At 28.1% G+C, this 26,046-nt stretch carries 24 protein-coding genes; 12 read left to right on the top strand and 12 right to left on the bottom strand.

The genetic code is table 11. The features are described 5' to 3' along the window. The first annotated feature begins 2 nt into the window (after window positions 1-2). Both ACIJYI_RS06035 and ACIJYI_RS06030 read left to right on the top strand, forming a co-directional pair. Entirely contained in the window at window positions 3-1,319 is a 1,317-nt protein-coding gene (locus ACIJYI_RS06035; protein ID WP_435113690.1) for a TldD/PmbA family protein, read from the top strand. Then, entirely contained in the window at window positions 1,316-2,287 is a 972-nt protein-coding gene (locus ACIJYI_RS06030) for an NAD(P)-binding protein (protein WP_435113688.1), read from the top strand. The genes ACIJYI_RS06035 and ACIJYI_RS06030 overlap by 4 nt, the downstream gene beginning before the upstream one ends. Window positions 2,288-2,289: 2 nt before the next feature. Here ACIJYI_RS06030 and ACIJYI_RS06025 read toward each other — a convergent pair whose 3' ends face one another. Next, entirely contained in the window at window positions 2,290-2,970 is a 681-nt protein-coding gene (locus tag ACIJYI_RS06025) for a DUF6134 family protein (protein ID WP_435113685.1), read from the bottom strand. Window positions 2,971-3,021: 51 nt separating this feature from the next. On the opposite strand from ACIJYI_RS06025, the gene ACIJYI_RS06020 reads away from it, so the two are divergent. Next, window positions 3,022-3,669: a YczE/YyaS/YitT family protein gene (locus ACIJYI_RS06020; protein ID WP_435113683.1), complete on the top strand. Its 648-nt coding sequence runs from the start codon at window positions 3,022-3,024 to the stop codon at window positions 3,667-3,669. Here ACIJYI_RS06020 and typA read toward each other — a convergent pair. Then, window positions 3,666-5,492, bottom strand: coding sequence for a translational GTPase TypA (gene typA, locus ACIJYI_RS06015; RefSeq protein ID WP_435113681.1), 1,827 nt, complete (start codon window positions 5,490-5,492; stop codon window positions 3,666-3,668). The two genes, ACIJYI_RS06020 and typA, sit on opposite strands and share 4 nt — an antisense overlap. 176 nt (window positions 5,493-5,668) lie before the next feature. Here typA and ACIJYI_RS06010 point away from each other — a divergent pair, with 176 nt between their 5' ends. Beyond that, entirely contained in the window at window positions 5,669-7,372 is a 1,704-nt protein-coding gene (locus ACIJYI_RS06010) for a DEAD/DEAH box helicase (protein WP_435113679.1), read from the top strand. A gap of 343 nt (window positions 7,373-7,715) precedes the next feature. Here the strand turns inward: ACIJYI_RS06010 and ACIJYI_RS06005 are convergent, their stop codons facing one another. Then, window positions 7,716-8,108 carry a phospholipid-binding protein gene (locus tag ACIJYI_RS06005; RefSeq protein WP_435113677.1) on the bottom strand — a complete coding sequence of 131 codons (393 nt, stop codon included), beginning with the start codon at window positions 8,106-8,108 and terminating at the stop codon, window positions 7,716-7,718. Between the two features lie 402 nt (window positions 8,109-8,510). Here ACIJYI_RS06005 and ACIJYI_RS06000 point away from each other — a divergent pair, with 402 nt between their 5' ends. Continuing rightward, a complete protein-coding gene (locus ACIJYI_RS06000) occupies window positions 8,511-9,722 on the top strand; it encodes a hypothetical protein (RefSeq protein ID WP_435113675.1) in 1,212 nt (403 codons plus the stop codon). 124 nt (window positions 9,723-9,846) lie between these two features. On the opposite strand, the gene groL is transcribed toward ACIJYI_RS06000, so the two are convergent. Both groL and groES read right to left on the bottom strand, forming a co-directional pair. Beyond that, on the bottom strand, window positions 9,847-11,508 hold the full coding sequence (groL, locus tag ACIJYI_RS05995) for a chaperonin GroEL (RefSeq protein ID WP_435113673.1): 1,662 nt from the start codon (window positions 11,506-11,508) through the stop codon (window positions 9,847-9,849). 23 nt (window positions 11,509-11,531) lie between these two features. Continuing rightward, a complete protein-coding gene (gene groES / locus ACIJYI_RS05990; protein WP_008546060.1) occupies window positions 11,532-11,822 on the bottom strand; it encodes a co-chaperone GroES in 291 nt (96 codons plus the stop codon). Between the two features lie 121 nt (window positions 11,823-11,943). Between groES and ACIJYI_RS05985 the strand changes: the two genes are divergently transcribed. The 6 genes from ACIJYI_RS05985 to ACIJYI_RS05960 are packed head-to-tail and all read left to right on the top strand — an operon-like array spanning window position 11,944 to window position 18,352. Further along, window positions 11,944-12,762 (top strand): TIGR01459 family HAD-type hydrolase, encoded by an 819-nt coding sequence (locus ACIJYI_RS05985; RefSeq protein WP_435113670.1) that lies wholly within the window; start codon window positions 11,944-11,946, stop codon window positions 12,760-12,762. Continuing rightward, entirely contained in the window at window positions 12,756-13,679 is a 924-nt protein-coding gene (locus tag ACIJYI_RS05980; protein ID WP_435113669.1) for a bifunctional riboflavin kinase/FAD synthetase, read from the top strand. The genes ACIJYI_RS05985 and ACIJYI_RS05980 overlap by 7 nt, the downstream gene beginning before the upstream one ends. Beyond that, a complete protein-coding gene (gene ileS / locus ACIJYI_RS05975) occupies window positions 13,676-16,390 on the top strand; it encodes an isoleucine--tRNA ligase (RefSeq protein WP_435113667.1) in 2,715 nt (904 codons plus the stop codon). The genes ACIJYI_RS05980 and ileS overlap by 4 nt, the downstream gene beginning before the upstream one ends. Beyond that, window positions 16,390-16,887 (top strand): signal peptidase II, encoded by a 498-nt coding sequence (gene lspA / locus ACIJYI_RS05970; protein WP_435113665.1) that lies wholly within the window; start codon window positions 16,390-16,392, stop codon window positions 16,885-16,887. The genes ileS and lspA overlap by 1 nt, the downstream gene beginning before the upstream one ends. Continuing rightward, entirely contained in the window at window positions 16,880-17,194 is a 315-nt protein-coding gene (locus ACIJYI_RS05965) for a DUF3035 domain-containing protein (protein WP_435113663.1), read from the top strand. The genes lspA and ACIJYI_RS05965 overlap by 8 nt, the downstream gene beginning before the upstream one ends. A 3-nt stretch (window positions 17,195-17,197) precedes the next feature. Next, entirely contained in the window at window positions 17,198-18,352 is a 1,155-nt protein-coding gene (locus ACIJYI_RS05960; RefSeq protein WP_435113661.1) for a glucose-6-phosphate isomerase, read from the top strand. On the opposite strand, the gene rsmD is transcribed toward ACIJYI_RS05960, so the two are convergent. Both rsmD and purD read right to left on the bottom strand, forming a co-directional pair. Next, the gene (gene rsmD / locus ACIJYI_RS05955; RefSeq protein ID WP_435113659.1) at window positions 18,344-18,913 is read right to left on the bottom strand and encodes a 16S rRNA (guanine(966)-N(2))-methyltransferase RsmD; all 570 of its coding nucleotides are present in this window, start codon (window positions 18,911-18,913) and stop codon (window positions 18,344-18,346) included. The two genes, ACIJYI_RS05960 and rsmD, sit on opposite strands and share 9 nt — an antisense overlap. Further along, the gene (gene purD, locus ACIJYI_RS05950; RefSeq protein ID WP_435113657.1) at window positions 18,913-20,175 is read right to left on the bottom strand and encodes a phosphoribosylamine--glycine ligase; all 1,263 of its coding nucleotides are present in this window, start codon (window positions 20,173-20,175) and stop codon (window positions 18,913-18,915) included. The genes rsmD and purD overlap by 1 nt, the downstream gene beginning before the upstream one ends. 21 nt (window positions 20,176-20,196) lie before the next feature. Between purD and ACIJYI_RS05945 the strand changes: the two genes are divergently transcribed. Beyond that, the gene (locus tag ACIJYI_RS05945; protein WP_435113655.1) at window positions 20,197-20,394 is read left to right on the top strand and encodes a DUF2093 domain-containing protein; all 198 of its coding nucleotides are present in this window, start codon (window positions 20,197-20,199) and stop codon (window positions 20,392-20,394) included. A gap of 4 nt (window positions 20,395-20,398) precedes the next feature. On the opposite strand, the gene ACIJYI_RS05940 is transcribed toward ACIJYI_RS05945, so the two are convergent. From ACIJYI_RS05940 to ubiA, 5 genes are read right to left on the bottom strand one after another with little or no spacing between them, the layout of a single operon-like run. Beyond that, entirely contained in the window at window positions 20,399-21,259 is an 861-nt protein-coding gene (locus ACIJYI_RS05940) for a lysophospholipid acyltransferase family protein (protein WP_435113653.1), read from the bottom strand. Next, entirely contained in the window at window positions 21,252-22,193 is a 942-nt protein-coding gene (gene lpxK, locus ACIJYI_RS05935) for a tetraacyldisaccharide 4'-kinase (RefSeq protein WP_435113651.1), read from the bottom strand. The genes ACIJYI_RS05940 and lpxK overlap by 8 nt, the downstream gene beginning before the upstream one ends. Next, window positions 22,174-23,424, bottom strand: a complete 1,251-nt coding sequence (locus ACIJYI_RS05930) for a 3-deoxy-D-manno-octulosonic acid transferase (RefSeq protein ID WP_435113649.1) — start codon at window positions 23,422-23,424, stop codon at window positions 22,174-22,176. Before ACIJYI_RS05930 ends, lpxK begins: the two co-directional genes overlap by 20 nt. A 2-nt stretch (window positions 23,425-23,426) precedes the next feature. Next, window positions 23,427-25,163: an ABC transporter ATP-binding protein gene (locus ACIJYI_RS05925; RefSeq protein ID WP_435113647.1), complete on the bottom strand. Its 1,737-nt coding sequence runs from the start codon at window positions 25,161-25,163 to the stop codon at window positions 23,427-23,429. Then, complete coding sequence (gene ubiA / locus ACIJYI_RS05920; protein WP_435113645.1) at window positions 25,163-26,029, bottom strand: 4-hydroxybenzoate octaprenyltransferase; 867 nt, start codon at window positions 26,027-26,029, stop codon at window positions 25,163-25,165. The genes ACIJYI_RS05925 and ubiA overlap by 1 nt, the downstream gene beginning before the upstream one ends. Window positions 26,030-26,046: the final 17 nt, after the last annotated feature.

Below are 26,046 nucleotides of genomic sequence, written 5' to 3'. Positions count from 1 at the left end.
TCATGATTAAAGATCAAGAGTATTTAAAGTCAAAAGCGTCATACTGTTTGGAGCTTGCGAAAAAACTAGGTGCAACAGATGCAAGTGTAACAGTTGGAAATTCTATTTCAGAAACAGTGAGTTTTAGAAATAAAGCTTTGGATGAGTCTAACAGATCAGATAGTTTAGCAATAAGCATAGAAACATATATCGATAAAAAAAAGTCATCAATATCTTCCTCAAATTTATTAGAAGAAAACTTAAAAACTTTAATAAAAAAATGTTATGAAACTACAAAAATAACCCCTGAAGATGAATACAATTCGTTGCCTGATAAAAATTTATTAGCAAAAAATATTAAAGATTTAAATTTATATGATGAGTCTCATTTGGAAAATGACAAGAAAATTGACTATTTAAAAGAATTAGAGGAAACAGCGTCAATTGATAAAAAAATTATTAATACAGAGTCAGGTTTCACTGAGAATAAATCAAATTTCATTTTAGTAAATAGTGATGGGTTTTGTGATGGTTATAAATCATCATCATTTACAGCATCGTCAGTAACTGTTGCAAAAGATGAAAATAGTATGGAAAGAGATTATGAGTTTACTAGCAGATGTCATTTAGATGATATTGTAAAAGCTAAAGAATTAGGAGAAATTGCAGCCAATCAAACAATAAAAAAGCTAAGCCCAAAAAAAATTGGAAGTGATAAAATAAGTATTATTTTTGACAAAAGAATATCTAAAGGATTTTTAAGTTCATTTGCAGGTGCTATTTCTTCTTCAGCAATTGCAAGAGGGACGTCGTTTCTTAAGGATAAAATAGACAAACAAGTTTTTTCTGATTCTATAAGCATAATAGATAAGCCAGATTTGATAAAAGGCATGGGATCACAGTGTTTTGATTCTGAGGGGGTAAAATCAGAAACTTTAAATTTAGTAAACAATGGAATTCTTACAAGTTACTTGATTGATACTTATAATGGAAAAAAATTGAATTTAAGATCTAATGGCAGAAGTGGAGGGAGCACTAATCTTTATTTTGAAAATGGTAAGTTAAGTTTTGAAGAATTACTAAAAACAAATTCTAAATGTTTATACGTTACAGAAACTATAGGTCATGGAACCAATCTTGTTACAGGAGATTATTCAGTAGGTGCAACTGGTTTTTTAGTTGAAAATGGTGAATTCAAATACCCTGTGAATGAAATAACTATTGCAGGAAATTTTAATGATATGTTTAAAAATATTACTTTAGCCAATGATTTAGAATTTAAATACTCTGTAAACTCACCTACTATGATGATACATGGAATGACTGTTGCAGGTAAATGAGCAGTATTTGTGTAATTGGCTCAGGAATTTCTGGTGCAACAATTGCAAATCTTTTAAGTGTAAAACATCCCGTGGATTTATTTGATAAAGCCAGAGGGCCTGGGGGTAGATCATCTTTTAAAAGATTAGATAAAATCAGAGGTTTTGATCATGGTACACAATATATATCTCCAAAAAGTGCACCTTTTAAAAAATTTATTAATGAGCTGATAAAAAAAAAAATTTTAAAAAACTGGAGTGGTAAACATTTATTTCTAAATAGTAAAAAAAAACAAAATCAAAATCATACCAAAATTATTGGTAAAAAAGGAAATAATGATATTAGCAAATACCTTCTAAGAAATATAAATTGTTATTTTGAAAATGAATTAAAAAAAATTAATTATAAAGAAAGAAAATGGGTCTTAACTTTTTCTGATGGAAAAAAAAGATTTTATGATAAATTAATTTTAACGTGCCCATTTGCTCAATTATCTAAATTATCCAATAAATTTATAAAAAATCCTTTCATAAAAAAAAAAATTAAAATGGATGCAAATATTACTGTGATGATAGCTATCAGGAAAACAAAAATAAATATTAGTAGTTATTTATTTGAGGATAAAATTCTAGGCTGGGCTGCTAAAGAAAATAGTAAAAAAAGATTTAAGATTAATCAAGATCTGTGGACATTGCAAAGCACGTACAGCTGGGCAAATAAAAAGATTAATAAAAATAAAGAAAATAAAGACGTGAACTCTCAAACTTTGATTGATCAATTTTTTAAACTTACTGGAATAAAAAAAACTAGAGTTCTATTTTCTCTTAATCATGGATGGAAATATTCTTCAAATTCAAAACCACTAAAGTTAAAAAGTTATTGGAATTCATCAATAAATCTTGGTGTTTGTGCAGATTGGTTTGTTGGTCCAAGATTGGAAGCTGGATGGATAAGTGCTAATGATCTTTATAAAAAGATAATAAGATAGAATTATTCAAAATTTTTTACTCTATATTCCCAATTACCTAACCTTGAATAGGTAACTTTTAATATTAAAGCATTTTTTTTATCAAACCATATATCAAAATTAAGCCTCTTATCCTTTGGAATGGACATATCTTTTGATTTAAGTTTAAAATGTTCAACCTCGTAATTTTTTCCATAAAGTATTAATTTTTCTTTACCAACAAATGTCACTATTTGTTCTTTAATACTTCCTGAAATAGGGCTTATTTGACTGTTAGTTTGCAATATTTTGTGACTCCACCAATTTCCAACCACATTATTAGTTGATGCTTTACCTGAATAAGACGAACCTTCTATATTAAATATATTCTCTTGTTCATCTAATTTAAGATTTACATACTTATCTTTATTATTTTGACGTGTTTTTGAATTAAATGAAATTAGTTTATCTTTTATATATTTTTCTTCACCATATCCTTCTATTTCAAATATAGTTGCCCCAAATAGTTTTATTGTAAATTTAATTTGATTTGTAACCGTAGTTCTATCTTTATCTTTTTTAAAAAAATAATAATTATAACCAATAACTTTACCATCTTTTAGAATTTCCATTTCGATTTTATTAAATTTACTGTAGTGAGCCATGTGTGCACCACAATTAAATGAGTATGTTAAAAAAAATAAAAAGAGTAAAATTTTTTTCATTACATAATTACTTTAATAGACTTTTATCATAATAGAAGTTATTTATCAGCTATGTTTTTAAAAATTAAGAATATTCCAAAAGTGTATTGGAGTTCAAATAAGCCATTAAATTTAAAACCAAAAATTTCTACATTTTTTTATCTTTGTTTTGGATTAGTTCTATTTGGTTTGGGTGAAGGTTTATTAATTGTTTCAGCTTCTGGCGCGTCACCTTGGAGTGTATTGGCTCAGGGTTTATTTCTAAATATAGGTTTTTCGGTTGGTCTCATAACTATTTTTATAAGTTTTTTAATTTTATTACTTTGGTTTCCATTAAAACAAAAAATTGGAATTGGCACTATTTTAAATGCCTTAATTATTGGATTAATGATTGATGTTTGTTTAAGGTATGTGGCAACCCCAGAAAGTTATATTAATCAAATTATATTAGGTGCTGTTGCGGTAGTTACTGTTGGACTTGGTGGAGGAATTTATTTAGTTGCAAACTTAGGAGCAGGACCAAGAGATGGCTTGATGATAGGTCTTCAAAAAAAAACAAATTTACCGATTGCATTAGTTAGAGGAGCTCTTGAAATAACAGCAATGTCTGTTGGCTGGTATTTAGGAGGGACAGTTGGTGTTGGAACTTTATTGTTTGCTTTTGGAATTGGACCTTGTGTGGCCTTAAGTTTGTTTTTAGTAAATAGATTGTTTAATTAGGCAGCAGCGCCCGATTTTTCACTTTTTTTTCTATCATGAGGATTAAGAATAGCTTTTCTTAATCTAAGAGATTTAGGAGTAATTTCTAAAGCTTCGTCAGTATTTAACATGCTTAATTGTTCGGCAATTGACATTTGTCTTACTGGAGTTAATACGACATTTTCATCTGTGCCTTGAGTTCTCATATTTGTTAATTGTTTACCTTTCATAACATTTATAATCATATCACCTGGTTTTGGAGTAAGACCAACAATCATTCCCTCATAAACAGGATCATTATGCGTTACAAACATTTCGCCTCTGGCCTGAAGGTTAAATATTGCAAATGCCACAGCTTTTCCTGTGGACATTGAAATTAAAGCACCATTTTTTCTTCCATCCATTTCACCTTCAAATTTTCCATAGCCATGGAAAATTCTATTAATTACACCAGTACCTTTTGTTAATGTTAAGAATCTACTTGTGTAACCCATCAACCCTCTTGTTGGTGCGTGAAATACCAATCTTTTTTTGTCTTTTCCAGTATCTTTTAAATCTAAAAGTTTGCCTTTTCTTCTATTCATTGAGTCAATTATTTTTGAAGAATATTCTTCATCTAGATCAACTGTAATTTCCTCAATTGGTTCAAGTTTGTTTCCAGCTTCATCTTTTTGAAATAATACTTTTGGAGGACTGACTGTCATCTCAAAACCTTCACGTCTCATTTGTGTAAGTAAAATTTCAAGCATTAATTCTCCTCGACCACTAATTACAAAAGAGTCTACATTTGCATTTTGAGAAAAAGTAATACCAACATTATTTTGAGCTTCTGAAACCAATCTATCTCTAATTTGAGTACTTGTTAGTTTTTTCCCCTCAGTTCCAGCTAGAGGTGAGCTGTTAACACTTATTGTTATAGACATAGTAGGTGGGTCTATTGGTGTTGCAGGTATTGGATCATTTAATTCTGGATCACAAATAGTATCAGCTACATTAGCTTTCTCTAATCCAGCAATTACAACAATATCTCCAGCTTCACCAACTTCGATTGGAACTTTTTTAGTTCCTTCGTATCTAAAAATTTTTGTTAATTTTCCCTCATCCACTTTCTCACCTTTAAGATTTATTGCTTTAATAGGCTGATTTGCTTTTGCAGTTCCTTGAGATATTCTTCCGACTAAACTTCTACCTAAAAAACTATCTGCATACAATAAAGTGGATAACATAGCGAAAGGTTTGTCCTTATTAAGTTCAGCAGGTTTTACATGCTCTATAATTAAATCTAATAATGGATGAAGGTTTTCTCTTGGACCATCAACTTCTTTGCTGGCCCATCCAGATCTTCCGCTTGCATATAAAACTGGGAAATCCAATTGTTCCTCATTAGCATCTAAGCTTACAAATAAATCAAATGTTTCATCTAAAACTTCATTTGCTCTTTGATCAGCTTTATCTAATTTGTTTATTACAACGATTGGTTTTAATCCTTGTTTTAGAGCTTTAGCTAATACAAATTTTGTTTGAGGCATCACACCTTCTGCAGAGTCAATTAGCAATAATGCTCCATCAGCCATACTTAAAACACGCTCAACTTCAGCAGCAAAATCTCTGTGCCCAGGTGTGTCTATAATGTTTACTCTGGAGTCTTGCCAATTAATTGATGCAGGTTTTGCTAAAATAGTAATTCCTCTTTCTTTTTCTAGCTCGCCAGAGTCCATCAGTCTTTCATCCACAACTTCATTCTCTCTAAATGATCCACTTTGTTTCATAAGATTGTCGATCATGGTAGTTTTGCCATGGTCAACGTGTGCAATGATTGTGATGTTTCTGATGTTATTACTCATAATTGTGGCTCTTATACATTAAATCTTTGATTTGAAAACTTAAAAAAAGACAGTAATTACTTAGTAAATACACATTAATAAAAAATTCACTTCTTGTGATTGTTTTAAAAACATATAGATATCGCAATAAAATTAGATGCAATAAAGAATCAATATCTAAATCTTTAAATCACTGAATGGAAAACTTTAAATTACTCAAAATAGAAGACTCACTAAAAAGCTCGTTGCACAAAATGAACTTTATAAAGCCCACTCCTATTCAGGGTATGGCAATACCTGTTGCTTTAGAGGGAAAAGATATCTTAGGAACCGCACAAACTGGAACTGGAAAAACGTTAGCATTTAGCATTCCATTAATTAATAAATTAATTTTAGACAAAAATGCTTTTGCGCTAGTTATGTGTCCAACTAGAGAACTAGCGACACAAGTAATGGAAGCTATTAGGAGCATAATTAGTGATAAAATTAAAATTAAAACAGCCTTGCTTATAGGTGGTGAAGCAATGCAAAAACAACTGAGACAACTAGGTAATAGATCAAGAATAATAGTTGGAACTCCAGGAAGAATTAATGATCATTTAAAAAGAAAAAGCTTAAATTTATCAGCCACAAAATATTTAGTTTTAGATGAAACTGATAGAATGCTGGATATGGGATTTACCCCACAAATTGAAATGATTTTAAAATTTGTTCCAAAAAATCATCAAACATTATTATTTTCAGCAACTTTACCTCAAAATATATTAAGAATCTCAGACAGATATTTAAATAAACCTGAAAGAATTTCTACAGGAGCTACATCGATTCCAATTGCAAAGATTAAACAAGAAACTCTTCAAGTTTTTAAAGAAAATAAATACGACGAATTAATTGATCAATTTTTATCTAGAAAAGGTTCCATCCTAGTTTTTGTTAAAACCAAAAGAGGTGCTGATAAGATGGTTAAAAAACTAAAAGAAGAGGGACATTCAGCTGACGCAATTCATGGTGACCTTCGTCAAAGCAAAAGAGATCGTGTTATTAATTCGTTTAGAAAAGGATTAAAGAGAATTTTAATTGCAACAGATGTTGCAGCTAGAGGTTTAGACATTCCTTTAATTCAACATGTAATCAATTATGATCTGCCACAAGTACCAGAAGACTACATTCATAGAATTGGAAGAACTGCAAGAGCAGGATCTGAAGGGTCTGCACTAACATTTTTAACACCTGATGATAGATCAATGTGGAATTCAATAAACAAATTAATAGATCCAAATTTTAAACCAGCACCCAGTGGGTTGAGAAGAGTTTCAAAAAGCAAAAGAAGAGATAAGGGGCCAAATAATAAAAAGAGAAAAGCTAGAAATGAAAAAAGATCTTACGGAAAAGGTAAACAAGATAGGTCTTCAAGCTTTAGAGATAAATCAAAACCTTACGATAAAGATAGATCAGATAGATCATCAAGGGACAGAAAGAAAAAAAGTTTTGGCTTTAAAGGAAAATCAAGTTTTAGAGACAAACCTTCAAGAGATGGTGAGAAAAAAAGATTTGGCTTTAAAGGAAAATCAAGTTTTAGAGACAAACCTTCAAGAGATGGTGAGAAAAAAAGATTTGGCTTTAAAGGAAAATCAAGTTTTAGAGACAAACCTTCAAGAGATGGTGAGAAAAAAAGTTTTGGCTTTAAAGGAAAATCAAGTTTTACAAAAAAAAATAATTCAAAACCATCTGGCTTTACAAACAATCCTAAGTATTTTGGAAGAAAACCTTCAGAAAACACATCTTCAGATTCAGAGAAAAAAAGCTTTGGTTTTAAAGGAAAGAAAAAATTTAAAAGTAGAAATAGTAGACCTAAAAATTTTAGCTTTAAAAAACATAGTAAAAAAAGAGCTAAATCTTAAGATTTTTTAGTCTTTTCTTTTTTTTGTTTTCTTTTTTCCTTTAGACTTAATTTTGGTTTTTTACTAACGCTTGAGTCTTTGAATGATTTTCCACTGTATCTTTTTGACATGCTAAAATTATAGCATTTTATTAAAAAAAAAGGCCATCTAAAAAGATGGCCTTTAAATTTCTTTGCAGAAAAGAGTGGAATTACATGCCCATTCATTAGATCATTAAGTATTGATTTATCTGACTTTCTTAAAATTGTTCATCTATGTTCATCCTTTTTTACCTTTAATCTAGAAGCAATTGAGAAGGGTGACTTCGTTTTAGAGAAAATTATTGATGAATTACAGAGGAGAACTATTCGGGGTATTCTTTTTGTGCTTTTGCTTTTCCTATTTTCTTTTTCTTTTCATTTTTGGCAGTCACAGTCCAAACATAAGTGTGTTTTCCATTTGGAGGACAAGGACTTTTGTATTTAAAAGCACCAGGTTCAATAGTAGTTTGACCAGCATATTCAACTTTGCCACCACCATGATTATAAGGTGATTGTTTATCCTTCATTCTGAACTGAAGTATTTTTGTGCCTTCAGGAACATTTATAAGTGTAAATATTGGGTTATCAACTTTGTTCGGATTTCCAGAGGTGCATGATTTTAAATTACCCCACTCGAACGCTAGTCCAAACTCAGCAGCATTAACTGTAGAAGTTAAAAAAAATAACGAAATAAATATTCTGATTAAAAGTTTCATTACAATAAATTTATGAACTTATGAGGAAACTGTATACAAAAAAAAACCCCCAATTAAGGGGGTTTTTGTAATTTTTAATTCTTAGATAGACGGAATTTTACATTCTCATACTGGTATTGAATAAGTATTGTTTTATCTGATATTTCCAAAAATCTTTCATCACTCTTCATCACTATATCAATCAATCCCAAAGCAATTCAAAAGATGATTTCATTTTAGAGGTAGGTTAAAGTTGGGAATGTTGGATCAGATACTACCCGTAATTTATATGATAGGAGTACTTTTATTAGTCCTTCCTGCTTTTTTACAATCAAATTCTAAACTAAAACAATTCTTAACTAATCTCACTATTTGGATTATCGTAGTACTTATAATTTTAACGATAATTTACGTATTTAAATAATGAAAAAACTATCTCTATACATCTTTCTGGTCTTGATGTTTTGCAATGTTAGTTTTGCAAAACATCAAAACGAACCATATGAACCTCACAATTGGGGTAAATTTCGAGTTAAAGGGTCTGATAATTATTACAAATTTCAATCTGAATTAATTGAAGATAAAAATGTAAAAAAAGAAATTAAAAATAATCAAAAAACTGGATTAATTAGTTATCTATTATTTGAAGACAATAAAATTAAGATAGATGAAGAAGATTTACCAAATTATATAAAGAGTAATAATGGAATTATGCCATCTCATTCAGTTGGAAAAAGTTTAGTATCTTATGTTTTGGGGCACGCAATATGTGAAGGATATATTGATAGTATTGAAGTAATTCTAGATGACTGGTCAGTATTAGATGGCACACTATACAAAGGTCAAAAACTTATTGATATTCTTAATATGTCCGCTGGCGATCAAAAAATTATTGGAGAAAGAAACTTTTATTCAGATAATGGAATTCAAGACAGAACAGGGAGCAGATCTTTAAATGTAAACACATTTCCGATTAAGGATGTAATGAAATTAAAAATTTTACAAAATTCAAAAAAATCAAAAGCAGTTTATAATTATAATGCTTTAGCAACAAATTTGTTGATGAATTATACAATTTTTAAAACAGGTGACGATTGGGAAAAATTATTACATAAAGTTTTTAATGAGCATGTGAAAATTAAAGATTATGTTTGGTTTCATCAAACAGTAAAAGATACAAATAAAATTTGTGAACTTGAACCAAAATATACTAGTGTTTGGTATGGAAATAATTGCGACGAAAGTCCTGGAAGAGAAATAGGCAGATATTCTTTTTATGCCAATAGGTATGATTATTTGAGAATTGGAAAAAGAATTTTAGATGATTGGAATAATGATACTTGTGCGGGAAAATATTTAAAAACTATTTATGAACAAAGAATTAATAAGAATAAAAAAAGTTATGATGGAGATAGAATGGGTCAATTTGATGTAGCAACGTATACAAAAAAATATGGTGGTCAGTTTCATTTTGATGTTATTGGTTTAAAAAAAAGAAAAATTTTAGGAATGAGTGGTTTCGGTGGGCAACAAGTTATTGTCGATTTTGATACAGGTCGTATTATTGTAGTTCATTCACTTGATAGACATTACAATTGGAAGAAAATAGTTCATAAAAAATTAAAGCAGAAATAAAAAAAACCCCCTAATCCTTCATCATTCTTTCATCACTCCTTCATCACTAATGATTTTGATACAAACAAAAAAAAAGGGCAGTAAAAACTGCCCTTTTTGAATTTTTGTTTGAGAACAATGGGGATTACATTCCCATTCCACCCATACCACCCATGCCGCCCATTCCACCAGGCATACCAGCAGGCATTCCGCCAGCAGCATCTTTTTCCTCGGGTTTGTCAGCAATCATAGCTTCTGTAGTAACTAATAATCCAGAGATAGAAGCAGCATCTTGAAGAGCAGTTCTCACAACCTTAACTGGGTCAATGATACCTTTTGCAAACATATCGCAATACTCTTCGCTTTGAGCATCATAACCATATGATGTTTTTTTCTGCTCTAACAATTTACCAACTACTACTGAACCATCTACACCAGCATTTTTAGTAATCTGTCTGATAGGAGCCTCTAATGCTTTTCTTACAAGATCCACACCCGCTTTTTGATCATCACCCTTAACTTTAAGTTTTTCAAGATCCTGCGCAGCATATAGAAGAGCACAACCACCACCTGTTACAATACCTTCTTCAACAGCGGCTCTAGTTGCATTTAAAGCATCTTCAACTCTATCTTTTCTTTCTTTAACTTCAACTTCAGTTGCACCACCAACTTTGATAACTGCAACACCACCTGCTAATTTGGCAAGTCTTTCTTGAAGTTTTTCTCTATCGTAATCTGATGTTGTTTCATCAACTTGTTTTTTAATTGAGTCACATCTAGCAGCGATATCTGATTTTTTACCACTACCACTAACGATTGTACTGTTATCTTTATCAACTTTAATCTTTTTACAAGATCCAAGATCTTCAAGTTTAACATTTTCAAGTTTAATTCCTAAGTCTTGAGAAATTACTTGGCCACCAGTTAGTATAGCGATATCTTCAAGCATAGCTTTTCTTCTATCACCAAATCCTGGAGCTTTAACAGCAACAACTTTTAATCCACCTCTTAATTTGTTCACAACTAAAGTAGCCAAAGCTTCTCCTTCAACATCCTCAGAGATAATCATTAGCGGTCTACCTGATTGTACAACAGCTTCTAACAATGGAACCATTGGTTGTAAGTTAGTTAATTTACTTTCATGTAACAAAATGTAAGGATTATCTAACTCAGTTGTCATTTTATCACTATTAGTGATGAAGTATGGAGATAGATATCCTCTATCAAATTGCATACCCTCAACAACATCTAATTCAGTTTCAATTCCTTTTGCTTCTTCAACAGTAATAACACCTTCGTTACCAACCTTTTGCATTGCTTTAGAAATCATTGTTCCAATTTCTTTATCACCATTTGCAGAAATTGTTCCAACCTGAGCAATCTCATCACTATCTTTTACTTTTTTTGCTGAAGAGATTAAGTTTTCTTTTACATTTTCAACAGCTGCATCAATTCCTCTTTTAACATCCATAGGATTCATGCCAGCAGTAACATATTTAATACCTTCTTTAACAATTGCTTGAGCTAAAATAGTTGCAGTAGTTGTACCATCACCAGCTTCTTCATTAGTTTTGCTAGCAACCTCTTTAACCATCTGTGCACCCATGTTTTCAAATTTATCTTCAAGATCGATTTCTTTAGCAACAGAAACACCATCTTTAGTAATTCTTGGTGCACCATACGACTTATCCATAACAACATTTCTGCCTTTTGGACCTAAAGTAACTTTAACAGTATCAGCTAAAATGTTGACACCTCTCATCATTGCCGCTCTTGCTTCAGCGTCAAATTTAATTATTTTTGCCATTATATTTTCTCCTTTAAATTAAATTATTTTCCTGAAATACCCATAATGTCTGACTCTTTCATTATGCTGTATTCTTTACCATCAATTTTGACTTCAGTTCCTGACCATTTGCCAAACAAAACCTTGTCTCCAACTTTAACATCCATTGGAATTAATTTTCCATCCTCTGTTTTTGCACCACCACCAACAGCTACAACTTTACCTTCCTGAGGTTTTTCTTGTGCTGTATCTGGAATGATTATTCCACCGGCGGTTTTCTCACTACTGTCTAAAACTTCGATTAATACTCTGTCATGTAACGGTTTAAATTTCATAAATTCTCCTTTTAAATATGAGCTTCATATAGATACTGACATGACTATTTCAAGATAAGATAACAAATTAGTTATTAAAAATGCTAGGAAATTGAGGATTTTATGGTTTATACCTTAAATCATGACTAAAAATTTAGATAATGATGGTTTTAGATCAATTGCTGATGATTATGATCTATTTTACATAGACTTGTGGGGGGTAATTCACAATGGAATAAGACTTCATAAGGAAGCAATTATAACTCTCAAAAAAATATTAGAAATTAAAAAAGAGTTTGTGTTGTTAACAAATGCACCAAGACCCAATCAAACTGTTAAGGTTTTTTTAGAAAAAATGGGTATGGAAAAAAATATTAGAGAACATGTCTTTACCTCGGGAGAAGCATCTTTGAATTATCTAAAAAAATTTCATTTTACAGAAAAATTTTTTCATATTGGACCACCTAGAGATTTCGATTTATTCAATGATTTTAAAAATAATCAATCAACTGATATAAGTAGCTCTCAATATTTATTATGCACAGGTTTATTTGATGATCATGATAAAAATTTGAATTATTATAAAGAATTGTTTGAAAATCATATAAATAAAAAAATGATTTGTACGAACCCAGATCTAATTGTAGATCGAGGCGATATTAGAGAGTTGTGTGCTGGATCAGTTGCGATGGTATTTGAAAAAATGGGTGGTGAAGTTATTTATTTTGGAAAGCCTTATCCCGAAGTTTATAATCAATCTATTGATAACATAAATAAAAAAATTTTATCGATAGGAGATAATCTAAATACAGACATAAAGGGTGCAAACCTTTTAAATTACGACTCATTATTAATTTCTAATGGAGTCCATAAAAATGAAATTATTGATAAAGGAATTGAAAAAACATCAAAACAATACGAGGCGATTGTTAATTATATGCAGTCAGATCTAAAATGGTAAAATTATATAAGAACTTTAATATTGATAAGAAACATAAGAGATCTATAGTTTTAATTGGTAACTTTGATGGTGTGCATTTAGGACATCAAAAGTTGTTCAGGTTAGCTCAATCATATAAAAAGAAATATAATCTAAAAATTGGTGTAATAAATTTTGATCCAATGCCAAAAATGTTTTTTAATCAATCATTAAAAAATTTTAGATTATCCAATATAAGTCAAAAAATAAATTTACTAAAAAAATTAAAGGTAGATTTTATTATAACTAAAAAATTTGATAAAGTTTTTTCTAAAACAAAATCAATTAATTTTATTAAACAAATTTTATTTCAAAAGTTAAATGCTAAATTTATATTTGTAAGCAATAATTTTAGATTTGGTAATAAAAGAGAGGGGGATGTAAATTTATTGATAAACCACGAATTAGATTATGATTATAAAGTAATCAAACCTAAGCCTCTAATTACAAGTAATAAAATTATGTCATCAACTTTAATTAGAAATCTTTTAGAGAATGGGCATTTGGATAAAGCAAATAAACTTTTAGATAGAAAATGGTGCATAGAAGGAAATGTGCAAAAAGGAAGACAGGTTGGAAAAAAAATTGGTTTTCCAACATGCAATATTGATATTAATGATTATGTCTTGGCCAAACCTGGAGTTTATGCAGTTAAGGTTTTGAGAAAAAATAATTCTAAATATATTAAAGGTATAGCTAATCTTGGCTATAGACCTACATTTAATCAAAAAAAAATCTTGTTAGAGGTTCATTTATTTAATTTTTCTGGCAATCTTTATAATAAGTATTTATCTGTTGAGTTTTTAAAATTTATAAGAAAAGAAAAAAAATTTAGAAATGTTAACCAATTAAGAGCTCAAATTACAAAAGATTTAAATATCGCAAAAAAAACAAAATGACTAAGTCACAAATAAATCTCCCAAAAACAGCTTTTTCTATGAAAGCTAATTTGTCAGTTAGAGAACCTGAAATTCTAGAATATTGGAAAAAAATTAATCTTTATAAGGAGTTGAGAAATTCAAGGAAAGGTAAAGAAAAATTTGTTCTTCATGATGGCCCTCCATATGCAAATGGAAATATACATATGGGAACTGCACTTAATAAAATTTTAAAAGATATAATTGTAAAATTTCATCAAATGGATGGAAAAGACTCTATTTATGTTCCTGGATGGGATTGCCACGGTTTACCAATAGAGTGGAAAATTGAGGAGCAATATAAAAAAAACAAAAAAAATAAAAATGAAGTTCCCATAGTTGAGTTTAGAAAAGAATGTAGATCTTTTGCTGAAAAATGGATTGAGGTCCACAAAAGTCAATTCAAACGACTAGGTGTTATTGGGGATTGGGAAAATTATTATTCTACAATGAGTTTTGATGCGGAGGCTCAAATAGTTAGAGAGCTAGGTAAATTTTTAAAAGAGGGAAGCTTATATAGAGGATTTAAACCAGTGTTATGGTCAACTGTTGAAAAAACAGCTTTAGCAGATGCAGAAGTTGAATATCAAGATCATAAATCAGATACTATTTATACATCCTTTCCAATAAAAGCATCTAATATAAAAGAGCTTGAAGGTAGTGAGATAGTCATATGGACTACAACACCGTGGACAATACCTGCAAATAAAGCTTTAGCTTATAACGAAGCTCTTAATTATGTATTAATACAATTAAATGACGAAGGTAATTTTAAAAATAGGAAAATAGTTATTGCAGAAGCTTTGATCGATTCAGTTGTTAAAGAATGTTCAATAAATGATTTTAAAGAAATTAAAAAATTTAAAGGTAAAGAGCTTAATGGAACTATATGCAAACATCCTTTTTTTGACTTAGGTTATGAGTTTGATATTCCAATGCTTGAGGCAAGATTTGTAACAACTGAGCAGGGTACAGGTATTGTTCATTGTGCACCTAGTCATGGTCCAGATGATTTTAATTTGTGTTTGAATCATGGAATAAAAGCAATTGAGACTGTAGACGGTGATGGTAAATATACCAAAAATGTTCAATTATTTGATGGTATTCATATTTTTAAAGCTAATCCAATCGTTATAGAAAAACTTAAAGAACAAAAAAAACTATTATCAAATGGTGAGTTAGTTCATTCTTACCCACACTCATGGCGATCAAAAGCACCACTTGTTCATAGAGCAACACCACAATGGTTTATATCAATGGAAAGTCATAAATTAAGAGATAAAGCTTTAAAAGCACTTGATGAAACAACTTTTTTTCCAAGCAAAGGAAAAGAAAGATTGAAAGCCATGATAGAAACAAGACCTGACTGGTGCGTATCTAGACAAAGAGTTTGGGGAGTTCCACTTCCAATTTTTGTTAATAAAAAAACAAAAGAAATATTAGTAGATGATGAGGTTAATGAAAATATTGCAAGTATTTACGAAAAAGAGGGTTCTGATTGTTGGTTCTCAGATAGTCCACAAAGATTTTTAGGTGAAAAATATAAGACAGATGATTATGATAAATTAAGTGATATCGTTGAGGTTTGGTTTGATAGCGGTTCCACTCATTCATTTGTACTTGAAAAAAGAGAGGATTTAAAATGGCCAGCATCAATGTACCTAGAAGGGTCTGATCAGCATAGAGGTTGGTTTCACTCATCTTTATTAGAGTCATGTGGAACTAGGGGTAGAGCTCCATTTGAGTCAATTTTATCTCATGGTTTTGTTGTTGATGGTAAAGGTTTAAAGATGTCAAAATCACTAGGAAATGTTATTGCCCCAGAAGATATTCTAAAAAAATATGGGGCTGATATTTTAAGAATTTGGGTTGCCTCATCTAACTACGCAGAAGATTTAAGAATCGATCATTCTATTTTAGACCAACATGCAGACTCATATCGAAAAATTAGAAATACGTTTAGGTATTTACTTGGAAATCTTAATGATAATTTTGAAGAAGCTGATCTTAAAAAAATAAATCCAAGTGAATTACCTGAGCTGGAGCAGTTTATGCTTCATAAAATATATTTATTAAATAATAATTTTAAAAATTATTTTAAAAATTACGATTTTCATAATCTTTATAAAGAATTATTAAACTTTTGTACTGTGGATTTGTCAGCTTTTTACTTCGATATTAGAAAAGATACTTTATATTGTGATCCCAAAGATTCCAAAAAAAGAAAATCAACAATTTTATTATTAAATATAATTTTAAACTCATTGCTTAAATGGTTTGCACCAATTTTATCTTTTACAACAGAGGAGATATTCAAACTCTTGTCAGATAGCAATAAAAGTATTCATCTTGAAAAATTTATAGATTTTCCAGAAAATTTTAATAATCAAAAATTAAATGAAAAATGGAATGAGCTAATTAAAGTAAGAAATATTTGCAATATTAGTATTGAAGAAAAAAGAGCTAGTAAAGAAATTGGCTCAAGTTTAGAAGCAGTATTAGAAATTAATTTGAATGAAAAATTCGCAGAAATTACCAAAGGAATAGATTTTTCAGAATTATGCATTACATCTAAAGCAGAAATTTCATTTAAAGAAAATGAAGAGATTAGTGTAAAGACTTCCATTGCCAAAGGGGTTAAGTGCCCAGTATGTTGGAAAATTAGTGAAGAAGCTTGTATAAGACACTCTTAATGATTTTAAAAAAATTATCAAAAAATTTTTATATCAGTCTTATTTTAATAATATTAATTTTTATATTAGATAGAGTTTCAAAGGTATTTGTAATTTATTTGACTGATAAAAATTTAGTTGCTGAAATTTTTTCATCAAAATTTTTAAATATAAGTCTAATTTGGAATGAGGGAATAGCTTTTGGTTTTTTTTCGTTTAACCAAGAATATTTGTATAATCTTTTAACTTTAATTATTCTATTGGTAGTTTGTATAGTTTTAGTAATGATTATCAAAAATGAGGGTTATAAAAAATATGCACTATTAATGATATTTGGAGGAGCTATTGGAAATTTATATGATCGAGTTTTTTTTAAAGCGGTTCCAGATTTTATCGATTTTCACATCGGTGAATTCCACTGGTTTGTCTTTAATGTTGCGGATATTTTTATATCCATAGGGGTATTTTTTATGATTTTATTGGAATTAATTGATAATAATGATCGGATCCATGAATAAAACAAAAGCCATTTTTTTTATAATATTAATGTGCACAACCTTTCAATCCTGCACTTCAATTAAGGAAGGGCTGTCATCTTCAAAAAACAATACCGATGAATTTTTAATTGAAAAAAAAGCCCCTTTGGTTATGCCTCCTGATTTTAATGAATTACCAATTCCGAGCAATAATTCAATTGAAAATAATGAAGAAGGCAGTGTAAAAAAATTAATTAATAAATCTGGAAATGAAAATTCAAATATGGAAAATTCTAATAATTCAGAAGGTGGACTTGAAAAATCAATTCTTGAAAAAATAAAAAAATAATTAATGTTAACATCAGGAATTAAATTTTTAAATTTCAAAGAAAAAAAAAATAGTTTAGTTGTTAAAAAAAAACTGAAGTTAATCTTACAAAATAAGGATGCTGTAATTCTGTCCTTATCTAAAAATTATAATAATAGCTTTAATAAAAAAGATATTAAAAGATATAGAAAATCGTCAAATTTTAGAATAATTGGAATGGGAGGTTCTACCTTAGGTTCACAAGCTATATATGATTTTTTAAATCATAAGATTAAAAAAAATTTTACTTTTATTGATAATTTAGATGCAAACCAAAAAAAACAAAAAGAAAAAAAATATACAAATATTATTGTATCTAAATCAGGCAATACAGTTGAAACAATTGCTAATTCAAATATCTTGATAAAAAAAAAAGAAAAAAATATCTTTATCACTGAAAATAAGAATAGTTATCTCTTCCAACTTGCGCATAAATTAAAAGCAGAAATAATTCATCATAATAATTTTATAGGAGGTAGATATTCAGTTTTGTCTGAAGTTGGAATGCTACCTGCTGAACTGATGGGTTTAAATTCAAATAATTTTAAGCAATTAAATAACATCATAAAAAATAAAAAATTTTTAAATTCATTAATATCAAATGTAAGTGCAACTCTTTATTATATCAATAAAAAAAAATTTAACTCCATTATTATAAATTACGATGAAAAATCAAAAAATTTATTTAATTGGTATCAGCAATTAATTGCTGAAAGTTTAGGAAAAAAATCAAAAGGTTTGTTACCAATTATTTCTTCAATGCCAAAAGATAATCATAGCGTTATGCAACTTTATCTGGATGGTTTTAAAAATAATTTTTTTACATTTTTTTATGTAAAAGAGAAAAATTCATTAAAAATTGATTCAAAAAAAATTCTTCCAGCTCATAATTTTTTAAAAAATAAAGATATTGATAAAATTATTTTTGCACAAAAAAAAGCTACTGAAAACATATTCAGACACAAAAATATTCCATTTAGAAGTTTTGAAATTAATAATAGAAATGAAAAAACACTTGGTGAGTTATTCTGTTTTTTTATACTTGAAACAATTTTAATTGGAAAATTGTTGAAATTAAATCCTTATGATCAACCAGCTGTAGAATTAATTAAGAAAGAAACTAAAAAAATATTAATCTAAATTAACAGTTAAGAATATAATTTTTGCTATTCCATATGTTTTTTCCTCAATAACAGACAGAAAATCAGGGAAAACATCACCTTCTCTTTTATGTCTATGTACAATAATAAGACCATCATTATTTAAAATCTTCATACTATAAATATTAGTTAAAATATTTCTGAGATTTTTATCTTTGTATGGAGGATCCAAAAAGATCAAATCAAATTTATCTTTTAGGTTTTCTATTTTAAAGTTTTGGTAGATGTCATCTTTAATAATTTCATAACTTATTTCAGATTTTAAATTATCTAAGTTTTTTTTTAATATTGGTAATACATCATGATAATTTTCTACAAAAGTTACCTTTTTGGCTCCTCTGGAAATACACTCAATTCCAAATGATCCAACACCAGAGAATAAATCTAATATGTTTGAATTTTCCAAGTTTATATTTAGCTTTTTAGAATGAGCAATAATATTGAAAATAGACTCTTTAGTTAGGTCTTTTAATGGTCGTGTATTTTTATCTTTTGGTTGAAGAATTTTTTTACCTTTAAATTTTCCTGATATAATTCTCATTAAGATATTACTTTATAGCCAATATCTTTTCTACAAAAACCATCTTTCCAATTTAAATTATTTATTTCTTTATAAACATTTTTTTTGGCTTCATTAAAATTATCTGAGATTGATACAAAATTTAAAACTCTTCCCCCAACAGCAAAAATTTTATTATTCTTTTTTAAAGTTCCGGCATGAAAAAGATATTTATTAGAACTTTGAGTAAAATTTTCTAACTTTTGAATTTCAATATCTTTCTTAAATTCATCAGGATAACCTTTGGAGCACAACACGACACATAAACTTTTTTTATTCAACCATTCAATATCAATTTTATCAAGCTCACCATCACAGCAAGAAAGAAATATTTTGGATAAATCAGTTTTGAGCTTAGGAAGAATAGTTTGACACTCAGGATCACCCATTCTTACGTTGTATTCAATTAGAAAAGGTTCATCTTTAACAATCATAAGTCCTGCATATAAAAAACCTTTATATTCAATATTCATTTTAGATAATCCTTGCAATGTTGGCTTTATGATCTTGTTAATAATTTTTTTTTCTAAATCATTATTAATAAGTCTTGACGGTGAATATGCACCCATACCACCAGTATTTTTTCCTTTATCTCCCTCTAAAACTCGTTTGTGGTCTTGAGCAGTACCAAAATTTTTAATAGTTTTACCATCACTTATAATAAAATAGCTCATTTCTTCGCCATCTAAAAATTCTTCAATTAATACATTTTCTGCTTTTCCAAATTTTCCATCAAAAATTTCATTTATAGCTATTTCTGATTCTGAAAAATTGCTACAAATATAGACACCTTTTCCAGACGCTAAGTTATCAGCTTTTATTACAGTAGGAAAATTTGAACTTGCTAAAAATTTTTTTGCATCATTCTTGCTAACAAAGACCCCAAACTTAGCAGTAGGAATATTGTAATCCTCACACAGTTTTTTTGTAAATATTTTAGAACCTTCCAGCTGGGAAGCTTCTTTACTGGGCCCAAATACCTTGATATTAAATCTTTCTAAATAGTTTACTATACCCTCAACCAAGGGTTTTTCTGGACCGACTATTATTAAATCAATTTTATTATCTAAAATAAAATTTTTAAAATCTTCAAATTTTTCAATATTTATGTTTATATTTTTTGCTATTTTCGAAGTTCCTGCATTTCCAGGGAAGCAATAAATATCGCTGATTTTATTAGATCTTTTAAGTATTTCGCATATTGAGTGTTCTCTTCCACCACTTCCTATTATTCCAACTTTCATATATTACTATATAAACCAAAAATGACAAAAAAATTAGCAAAAATAAAATATTTACCAAACAATTTTGAAATTATAGAGCCTGGAGATTATGTCGAGTGTGCAGTATCTGGAAAATTAATTAGTATTGAAAATTTGAATTACTGGAATGTTGAACTGCAGGAACCATACCATTCTTACAAAGAGGCTTTTATAAGAAGAGAAGAGGCGGATAGTAAATAACGTTTTACTTCCATCTATTATGAGACCAGATCCATTGTTCTGGTTTTTTAAGAATCATTTTTTCAAGAATTTTATTTAATTTATCAGTTATAATTTTAATTGATGAGTCCTTTGTAAAGTTTATAGGTTCATAAACAGTTATTCTAAATTTAATTTCATCAAAACGCTCTATGTAAATTGGAACAACTGGTATACCAAATTTCTTTACTAGTTGAGCAGGAATTGTTGTTGTAAATGCATCTTGATTAAAAAAACTTGATTTGATTCCTTCTGTAACTCTTTGATCTATCATTAATGCAGTTGAATAATTTTTTTTTTGAAGTTTAATAAGTTCTCTTACTCCACTCATACCTTTTTTAATTTGTTTTTTACAAATAAAATTTTTTCTTATCTTCTCCATTAATTTATTTAAAAAAACATTATTTAAAGGTCTATAAATAGCTGACAAATTTATTCCTGACTTTTCAATTTGCATTGCCATTAATTCAAAATTACTGAAATGACCTGAAATAAAAACTACCGGGGTTCCTTTATCTCTAATTTTATTGAGTATTTCTTGTCCATCTATGATAATATCTTTATTTGTCTCATCTTCTCTAAATTTTCTAATAAACATGTATTCAGCAAAAATTCTTCCATAATTATCCCACATCTCATTTTTAATTATCTTTATCTTGTCTAAGGATATAGCAGGTAATGCTTTTTTAATATTTTCATGAATTAGATTGCCAGATCTAAAGAATGGACCAATTATTTTGAATAATTTTCCACTAAACCTTGAAGAGTTTTTTAGTCCAATTATTTTAAATATTAAAAATAAAATAATAATAAATATAAATTGAAAAAAGTATTTTACTTTAGTCATTTGATTGAATTATAGCATTTATTAATTTGTCTTCATCAACTATATGTAATTCAGTTTTTATATATCTAATTTGATCAATATTATCATTCTCTAATCTTAAATAATCTTTTTCTGTTGTGATAATTTTACAATTGAGTTGTTTTGATAAATCTAAAATTTTATTAATATCTTTGATTTTAAAATTATAATGGTCTGAAAACTTAATATCTTTTACAACATTCATTCCATTATCTTTAATCATAGATATAAAAGTTTCGTGATTTCCAATTCCTGAAAAAGCTAAATAATTATCATTTAAATTAAAATCTTTTAAATTTAACGGAATATATTTTCCTATATGAATATTAATAGTAGGATTAACATTTAAAATTGCTGAAGTAACATTAGATAAATTTTCAGAATTACCATTTAAAAATACATGATTGTAGTTTTTAAGATTATTTAAACTCTCTCTTAAAGGGCCAGAAGGAATTGTCATACCATTACCAATCCAGTTTAAATTGTTAAAACAAACTAAACTAACATCATATTTAATAGAATAATCTTGTAAGCCATCATCAAAAATTGCTATTTGATAATTATCTTTTTCAGCTTCAATTAACGCCTCACTTCTTTTTTTTGCAGAAAAAAGTTTACCTCTGCTTGCTAGAAGTTTTTGTTCATCTATTTGGCTGATATAAGATTTTTTAATAAAACAAGATCTAATTTTTTTTTTACTTAAAATTTCATTTATTTTAATAGAAAGAGAAGTTTTCCCTGTTCCACCAATATAAATATTGCCAACACATACAGACCTTATGTTAAATTTTTTTTGTTTTTTAAATCTAGCTCTAATTAAATTAATTATTTGAATAATTATAGTTAATGGCCATAGAACATATGAATAAATATTTGGTCTTTTATAATCCCAAAACTTAGGTTTTTTTAGGCTCATTATTGATATAAGTTTCTAATTCTTTTATAGCTTTTTTTAATATTAATACTCCAATTTTTTTAACCTTAAATGCTCTTCCCATATCTTTTTTAAAAGTAATTGCAGAAATTAATTGTCTTGTAGATGTTATTTTTTTTGAAATCTTTAAAGTTATCAATAATTTAAATATATCTTTAAAGTTATCAATATATGGCCCATGTAAAATTTTAGCCCCATATCGAGCAGCTTCAAGTGGGTTTTGGCCTCCTTTTGAAACAAGTGTTCCACCTATTAAAACTGTATTACTAATTTTAAAAAATTTTTTTGAATCTCCAAAGGTATCAACAATATAAATATCAACATCTCGTAAGGTTTTTACTTTTGAACTGTGAGTGACCACCTTTAAGTTGAGATTTTTAATTTTGGAGATTATTTCCTGAACTCTATGTATATGTCTTGGTATAATTATAGTTATTAAATTTTTGTTTTTTTTCTTCAATTCAATATGAGATTTTGCGCAAAATAATTCTTCGTCAGCATGTGTGCTTGCGGCTACCCAAGTTTTGTATTTTTTAAATTGAATATTCAGTTTGCTGTTAATATCATCTTGTTTATCATGAGTATTTTCAACAAGTTTTAAATTTCCTAATTCTTTTATTTTATTTACTTTTAATTCTTTTAAAATTTTCTTTGTTTCTCTGTTTTGTGGATATGCAACAGTTATCTTTTTAAAAATCGACACTGAAAATTTTCTAAATTTAAGCCATTTTTTAAATGATCTTTTCGTGATTCTTGCATTTAGTAAAATTAAAGGAATTTTCTCTTTCTCCAATGCTGTGGCCATGCCTGGCCAAATTTCTGAGTCAATAAATATTGCTATGTGAGGCTGCCAATATCTTAAAAATTTATTTATTAAATAAAAATGATCAATTGGAAAAAATTGATGTATTGTTTTTTTAAATTTGTATTTCTCTAATACCTTTGATGAACTTAAGGTGTTGGAAGTAATTAGAATTTTAGTTATAGATTTTCTTTTTTCGTATTTGTGAATAAGAGGAATTACACTTAGTATTTCTCCAACACTAGCACCATGAAACCATATTAATTTACCGCTCTGTCTTTTTTTTGAAAAAAAACAGAATTTTTCTTTGAATCTTACTTTGTCCTCTTTATTTTTTAAAATTCTAAAAAATATAATAAGAGGAGAAAACAACAATATTATTGATATTATTATTTGATAAATAAAAAACATGTTTACTTTTGAATTTGCTTATCATAAAAATTTTTATAAATATCGGATTTAATTAAAAGTTCGTCATGTTTTCCATAATCCATAACTTTTCCTGATTGAATTACATATATTCTATCTGAGTTGAGAATAGTCGAAAGCCTGTGTGCAATTACTATTGAAGTTTTATTATGGGTTAATATCTTTAAAGCATCTTGTATTTTTTTTTCAGTTTCAGAATCTAAAGATGAGGTTGCTTCATCTAGAAGAATAATTGAACTCTTTTTCAGCATTGCTCTTGCTATTGAAATCCTTTGTTTCTCACCTCCTGATAGTCTTACTCCATCTTCTCCAATTAGAGTTTCATATTTATTGGGAAGTTTTTGGATAAATTCTTCACAATAAGATAATCTGGCTGCCTCATAAATCTCTTCATCTGATGCATTTTCATTAGCATATTTAATGTTATTTTTAATTGTATCATCAAATAATGTTGTTTCTTGGCTTACTAATGAAATGTGTTTTCTAAGTGAATTAATTTTTGAATTATAAATTGATTGACCATCAATAGTTATTTCTCCTGATTGCACATCATAGAAGCGTGGAATCAAATTAAGAATTGTTGATTTACCAGAGCCACTGTGACCAACAAGTGAGGTCATTTTACCTCCTTTAAAATCTAAATTAATGTCTTTTAAAACATTTCCCTCCGAAAGATTATATCTAAAAGAAATATTTTTTAGGCTAATATTTCCTTCTGAAATATTTAACTCTTTTGCATCCGTACAATCCTTTATTGAATTTTTGGTGTCAATTATTGGTAGAATTCTCATTGCAGCCGAAAGCCCTTGATTGATAACAATATTTAATGAGGATAAAGTTCTTACTGGCTGATATGCCAACATCATAGCAGCTAAAAATGAGAAAAAATTATTTACATCAATTTCATTTTTTACGATTAATTTACCTGAGTAAAAAATTAAAGTTGCAATCATTATACCCGTCAATATTTCCATTACTGGGGTAAGCCTAACGAGCACCAATGCAATTTTTTTAGTTTTTTCTTTTAATTGATGTAAGTGAGTTTCTGCTCTTTGCATTTCAAAAGTTTCCTTTTGAAATATTTTAGTCAACTTATGATTTTTAAATAATTCAACTAAATACGTTGTTAAGAAACCAGACTTTTCTTGAGCTTCAGTTGCAACTTTGCTCATTCGCTTTCCAAGAGTTCTGGCTGATAAGCTAGCTAACGGAATCATTATAATTGCAATTAGTGATAGCTTCCAATTTTGATAAAACATTACAAATAATAAACCAATTAAAGTTAAACTATCTTTAAAGAGATTTAATACAGCGTTAGTTAATAAATTTGTTATATGTGTGACATCATAAGTAACGTTTGAAATGAATTTTCCAGAATGTTTCTGATCTATTGCCTGAGTATCTGAATTAATAAGTGATCTCAACATGTGTACTTGAAGGGTTTTTTTAACCTCTTCAGCAACACCAATCATGATAGCTCTTGCCACGTACAAAGAAATACCTTTTACAGCAAATGCTAAAATTATACCAAGTGGAATGATAATTAAAAGCGATTGATCTTTTTCGATAAAAATTTTTTTAATAGCTGGATCTAATAACCAAGCAATTGAAGATGTACTGGCAGCTACTAACAAAGATAAAATAGCTGATAAAATAATCTTATTTAAATATTTTTTTGAATAATCTACATAAAGTCGTTTAAAAATTATTGTCTTTTTCATTATATAATCTTACCTACAAAAATGTTTATAAAAACAAGAAGTCCTAAAAAATTATTGCTTTTAAAAATTTCTAAACATTTATCAGGATTTTTTGAATTAAATTTATTGATTTGATAAAGAAAAAGATGAGAAATTGGTAAAACCATAAAAATATAAAAATATAAGTTTGAATTAATTAAATACCCGATAATAAAAAGTGAAATACATAAGATTAGATAGCATAAAAATATAAATGATTTTGCATTATCTTTAAATTTAATTGAAGCTGATTTTAATCCAATAATTTCATCATCTTTAATGTCTTGAAACCCGTATATCGTGTCATAGCCCAGTGTCCAAAATATGGCTCCTAGGTAAAATAGTATTGGCAATAAATCTATTTGATTTTGAATAGCTGTCCAACCTAATATTAATCCATAATTGAAAGTAATTCCTAAAAATAATTGAGGCCAATAAGTGAATCTTTTCATTAAAGGGTAGGTAAAAGCTAGTGGCATTGAACCTAAAGCTAAAATTATTGTGAAGTTGTTAAAATTTAACAGTATCAACAAAGCAAAAAAACATAAAATTAAGACATATAAAATAGCAAGTTTTATTGAAATTTGATCTGAGGCGATAGGTCGATTTTTTGTTCTAAATACTTTTTTATCAAATTCTTTATCTAAAATATCATTAACAATGCATCCGGCTGATCTCATTAAAACAGCTCCTAAAAAAAATAAAATTAAATAAAAGAAATAATTATTTAAGTTAGAGGAAAAATCATAAGCTAAAGTTAACCCCCATGCACACGGCCAAAATAGTAACATAAAACCAATTGGTTTTTTTAATCTTACTAAATCGATAAAAAGTTTAATTTGGTTCATATATTTTACTTGTAAAT

The organism is Candidatus Pelagibacter bacterium nBUS_36, from assembly GCF_051201215.1.
Taxonomy (GTDB): domain Bacteria; phylum Pseudomonadota; class Alphaproteobacteria; order Pelagibacterales; family Pelagibacteraceae; genus Pelagibacter.
Note: the sequence above shows the minus strand (reverse complement) of the source record. Positions and strands in the feature narration are given on the sequence as shown.

Bases quoted from the DNA above. Each gene is read 5' to 3' on its own strand.
- ACIJYI_RS06035 (WP_435113690.1), top strand. From the start codon at position 3: ATGATTAAAGATCAAGAGTATTTAAAGTCAAAAGCGTCATACTGTTTG.
- ACIJYI_RS06030 (WP_435113688.1), top strand. From the start codon at position 1,316: ATGAGCAGTATTTGTGTAATTGGCTCAGGAATTTCTGGTGCAACAATT.
- ACIJYI_RS06025 (WP_435113685.1), bottom strand. From the start codon at position 2,970: ATGAAAAAAATTTTACTCTTTTTATTTTTTTTAACATACTCATTTAAT.
- ACIJYI_RS06020 (WP_435113683.1), top strand. From the start codon at position 3,022: ATGTTTTTAAAAATTAAGAATATTCCAAAAGTGTATTGGAGTTCAAAT.
- typA (WP_435113681.1), bottom strand. From the start codon at position 5,492: ATGAGTAATAACATCAGAAACATCACAATCATTGCACACGTTGACCAT.
- ACIJYI_RS06010 (WP_435113679.1), top strand. From the start codon at position 5,669: ATGGAAAACTTTAAATTACTCAAAATAGAAGACTCACTAAAAAGCTCG.
- ACIJYI_RS06005 (WP_435113677.1), bottom strand. From the start codon at position 8,108: ATGAAACTTTTAATCAGAATATTTATTTCGTTATTTTTTTTAACTTCT.
- ACIJYI_RS06000 (WP_435113675.1), top strand. From the start codon at position 8,511: ATGAAAAAACTATCTCTATACATCTTTCTGGTCTTGATGTTTTGCAAT.
- groL (WP_435113673.1), bottom strand. From the start codon at position 11,508: ATGGCAAAAATAATTAAATTTGACGCTGAAGCAAGAGCGGCAATGATG.
- groES (WP_008546060.1), bottom strand. From the start codon at position 11,822: ATGAAATTTAAACCGTTACATGACAGAGTATTAATCGAAGTTTTAGAC.
- ACIJYI_RS05985 (WP_435113670.1), top strand. From the start codon at position 11,944: ATGACTAAAAATTTAGATAATGATGGTTTTAGATCAATTGCTGATGAT.
- ACIJYI_RS05980 (WP_435113669.1), top strand. From the start codon at position 12,756: ATGGTAAAATTATATAAGAACTTTAATATTGATAAGAAACATAAGAGA.
- ileS (WP_435113667.1), top strand. From the start codon at position 13,676: ATGACTAAGTCACAAATAAATCTCCCAAAAACAGCTTTTTCTATGAAA.
- lspA (WP_435113665.1), top strand. From the start codon at position 16,390: ATGATTTTAAAAAAATTATCAAAAAATTTTTATATCAGTCTTATTTTA.
- ACIJYI_RS05965 (WP_435113663.1), top strand. From the start codon at position 16,880: ATGAATAAAACAAAAGCCATTTTTTTTATAATATTAATGTGCACAACC.
- ACIJYI_RS05960 (WP_435113661.1), top strand. From the start codon at position 17,198: ATGTTAACATCAGGAATTAAATTTTTAAATTTCAAAGAAAAAAAAAAT.
- rsmD (WP_435113659.1), bottom strand. From the start codon at position 18,913: ATGAGAATTATATCAGGAAAATTTAAAGGTAAAAAAATTCTTCAACCA.
- purD (WP_435113657.1), bottom strand. From the start codon at position 20,175: ATGAAAGTTGGAATAATAGGAAGTGGTGGAAGAGAACACTCAATATGC.
- ACIJYI_RS05945 (WP_435113655.1), top strand. From the start codon at position 20,197: ATGACAAAAAAATTAGCAAAAATAAAATATTTACCAAACAATTTTGAA.
- ACIJYI_RS05940 (WP_435113653.1), bottom strand. From the start codon at position 21,259: ATGACTAAAGTAAAATACTTTTTTCAATTTATATTTATTATTATTTTA.
- lpxK (WP_435113651.1), bottom strand. From the start codon at position 22,193: ATGAGCCTAAAAAAACCTAAGTTTTGGGATTATAAAAGACCAAATATT.
- ACIJYI_RS05930 (WP_435113649.1), bottom strand. From the start codon at position 23,424: ATGTTTTTTATTTATCAAATAATAATATCAATAATATTGTTGTTTTCT.
- ACIJYI_RS05925 (WP_435113647.1), bottom strand. From the start codon at position 25,163: ATGAAAAAGACAATAATTTTTAAACGACTTTATGTAGATTATTCAAAA.
- ubiA (WP_435113645.1), bottom strand. From the start codon at position 26,029: ATGAACCAAATTAAACTTTTTATCGATTTAGTAAGATTAAAAAAACCA.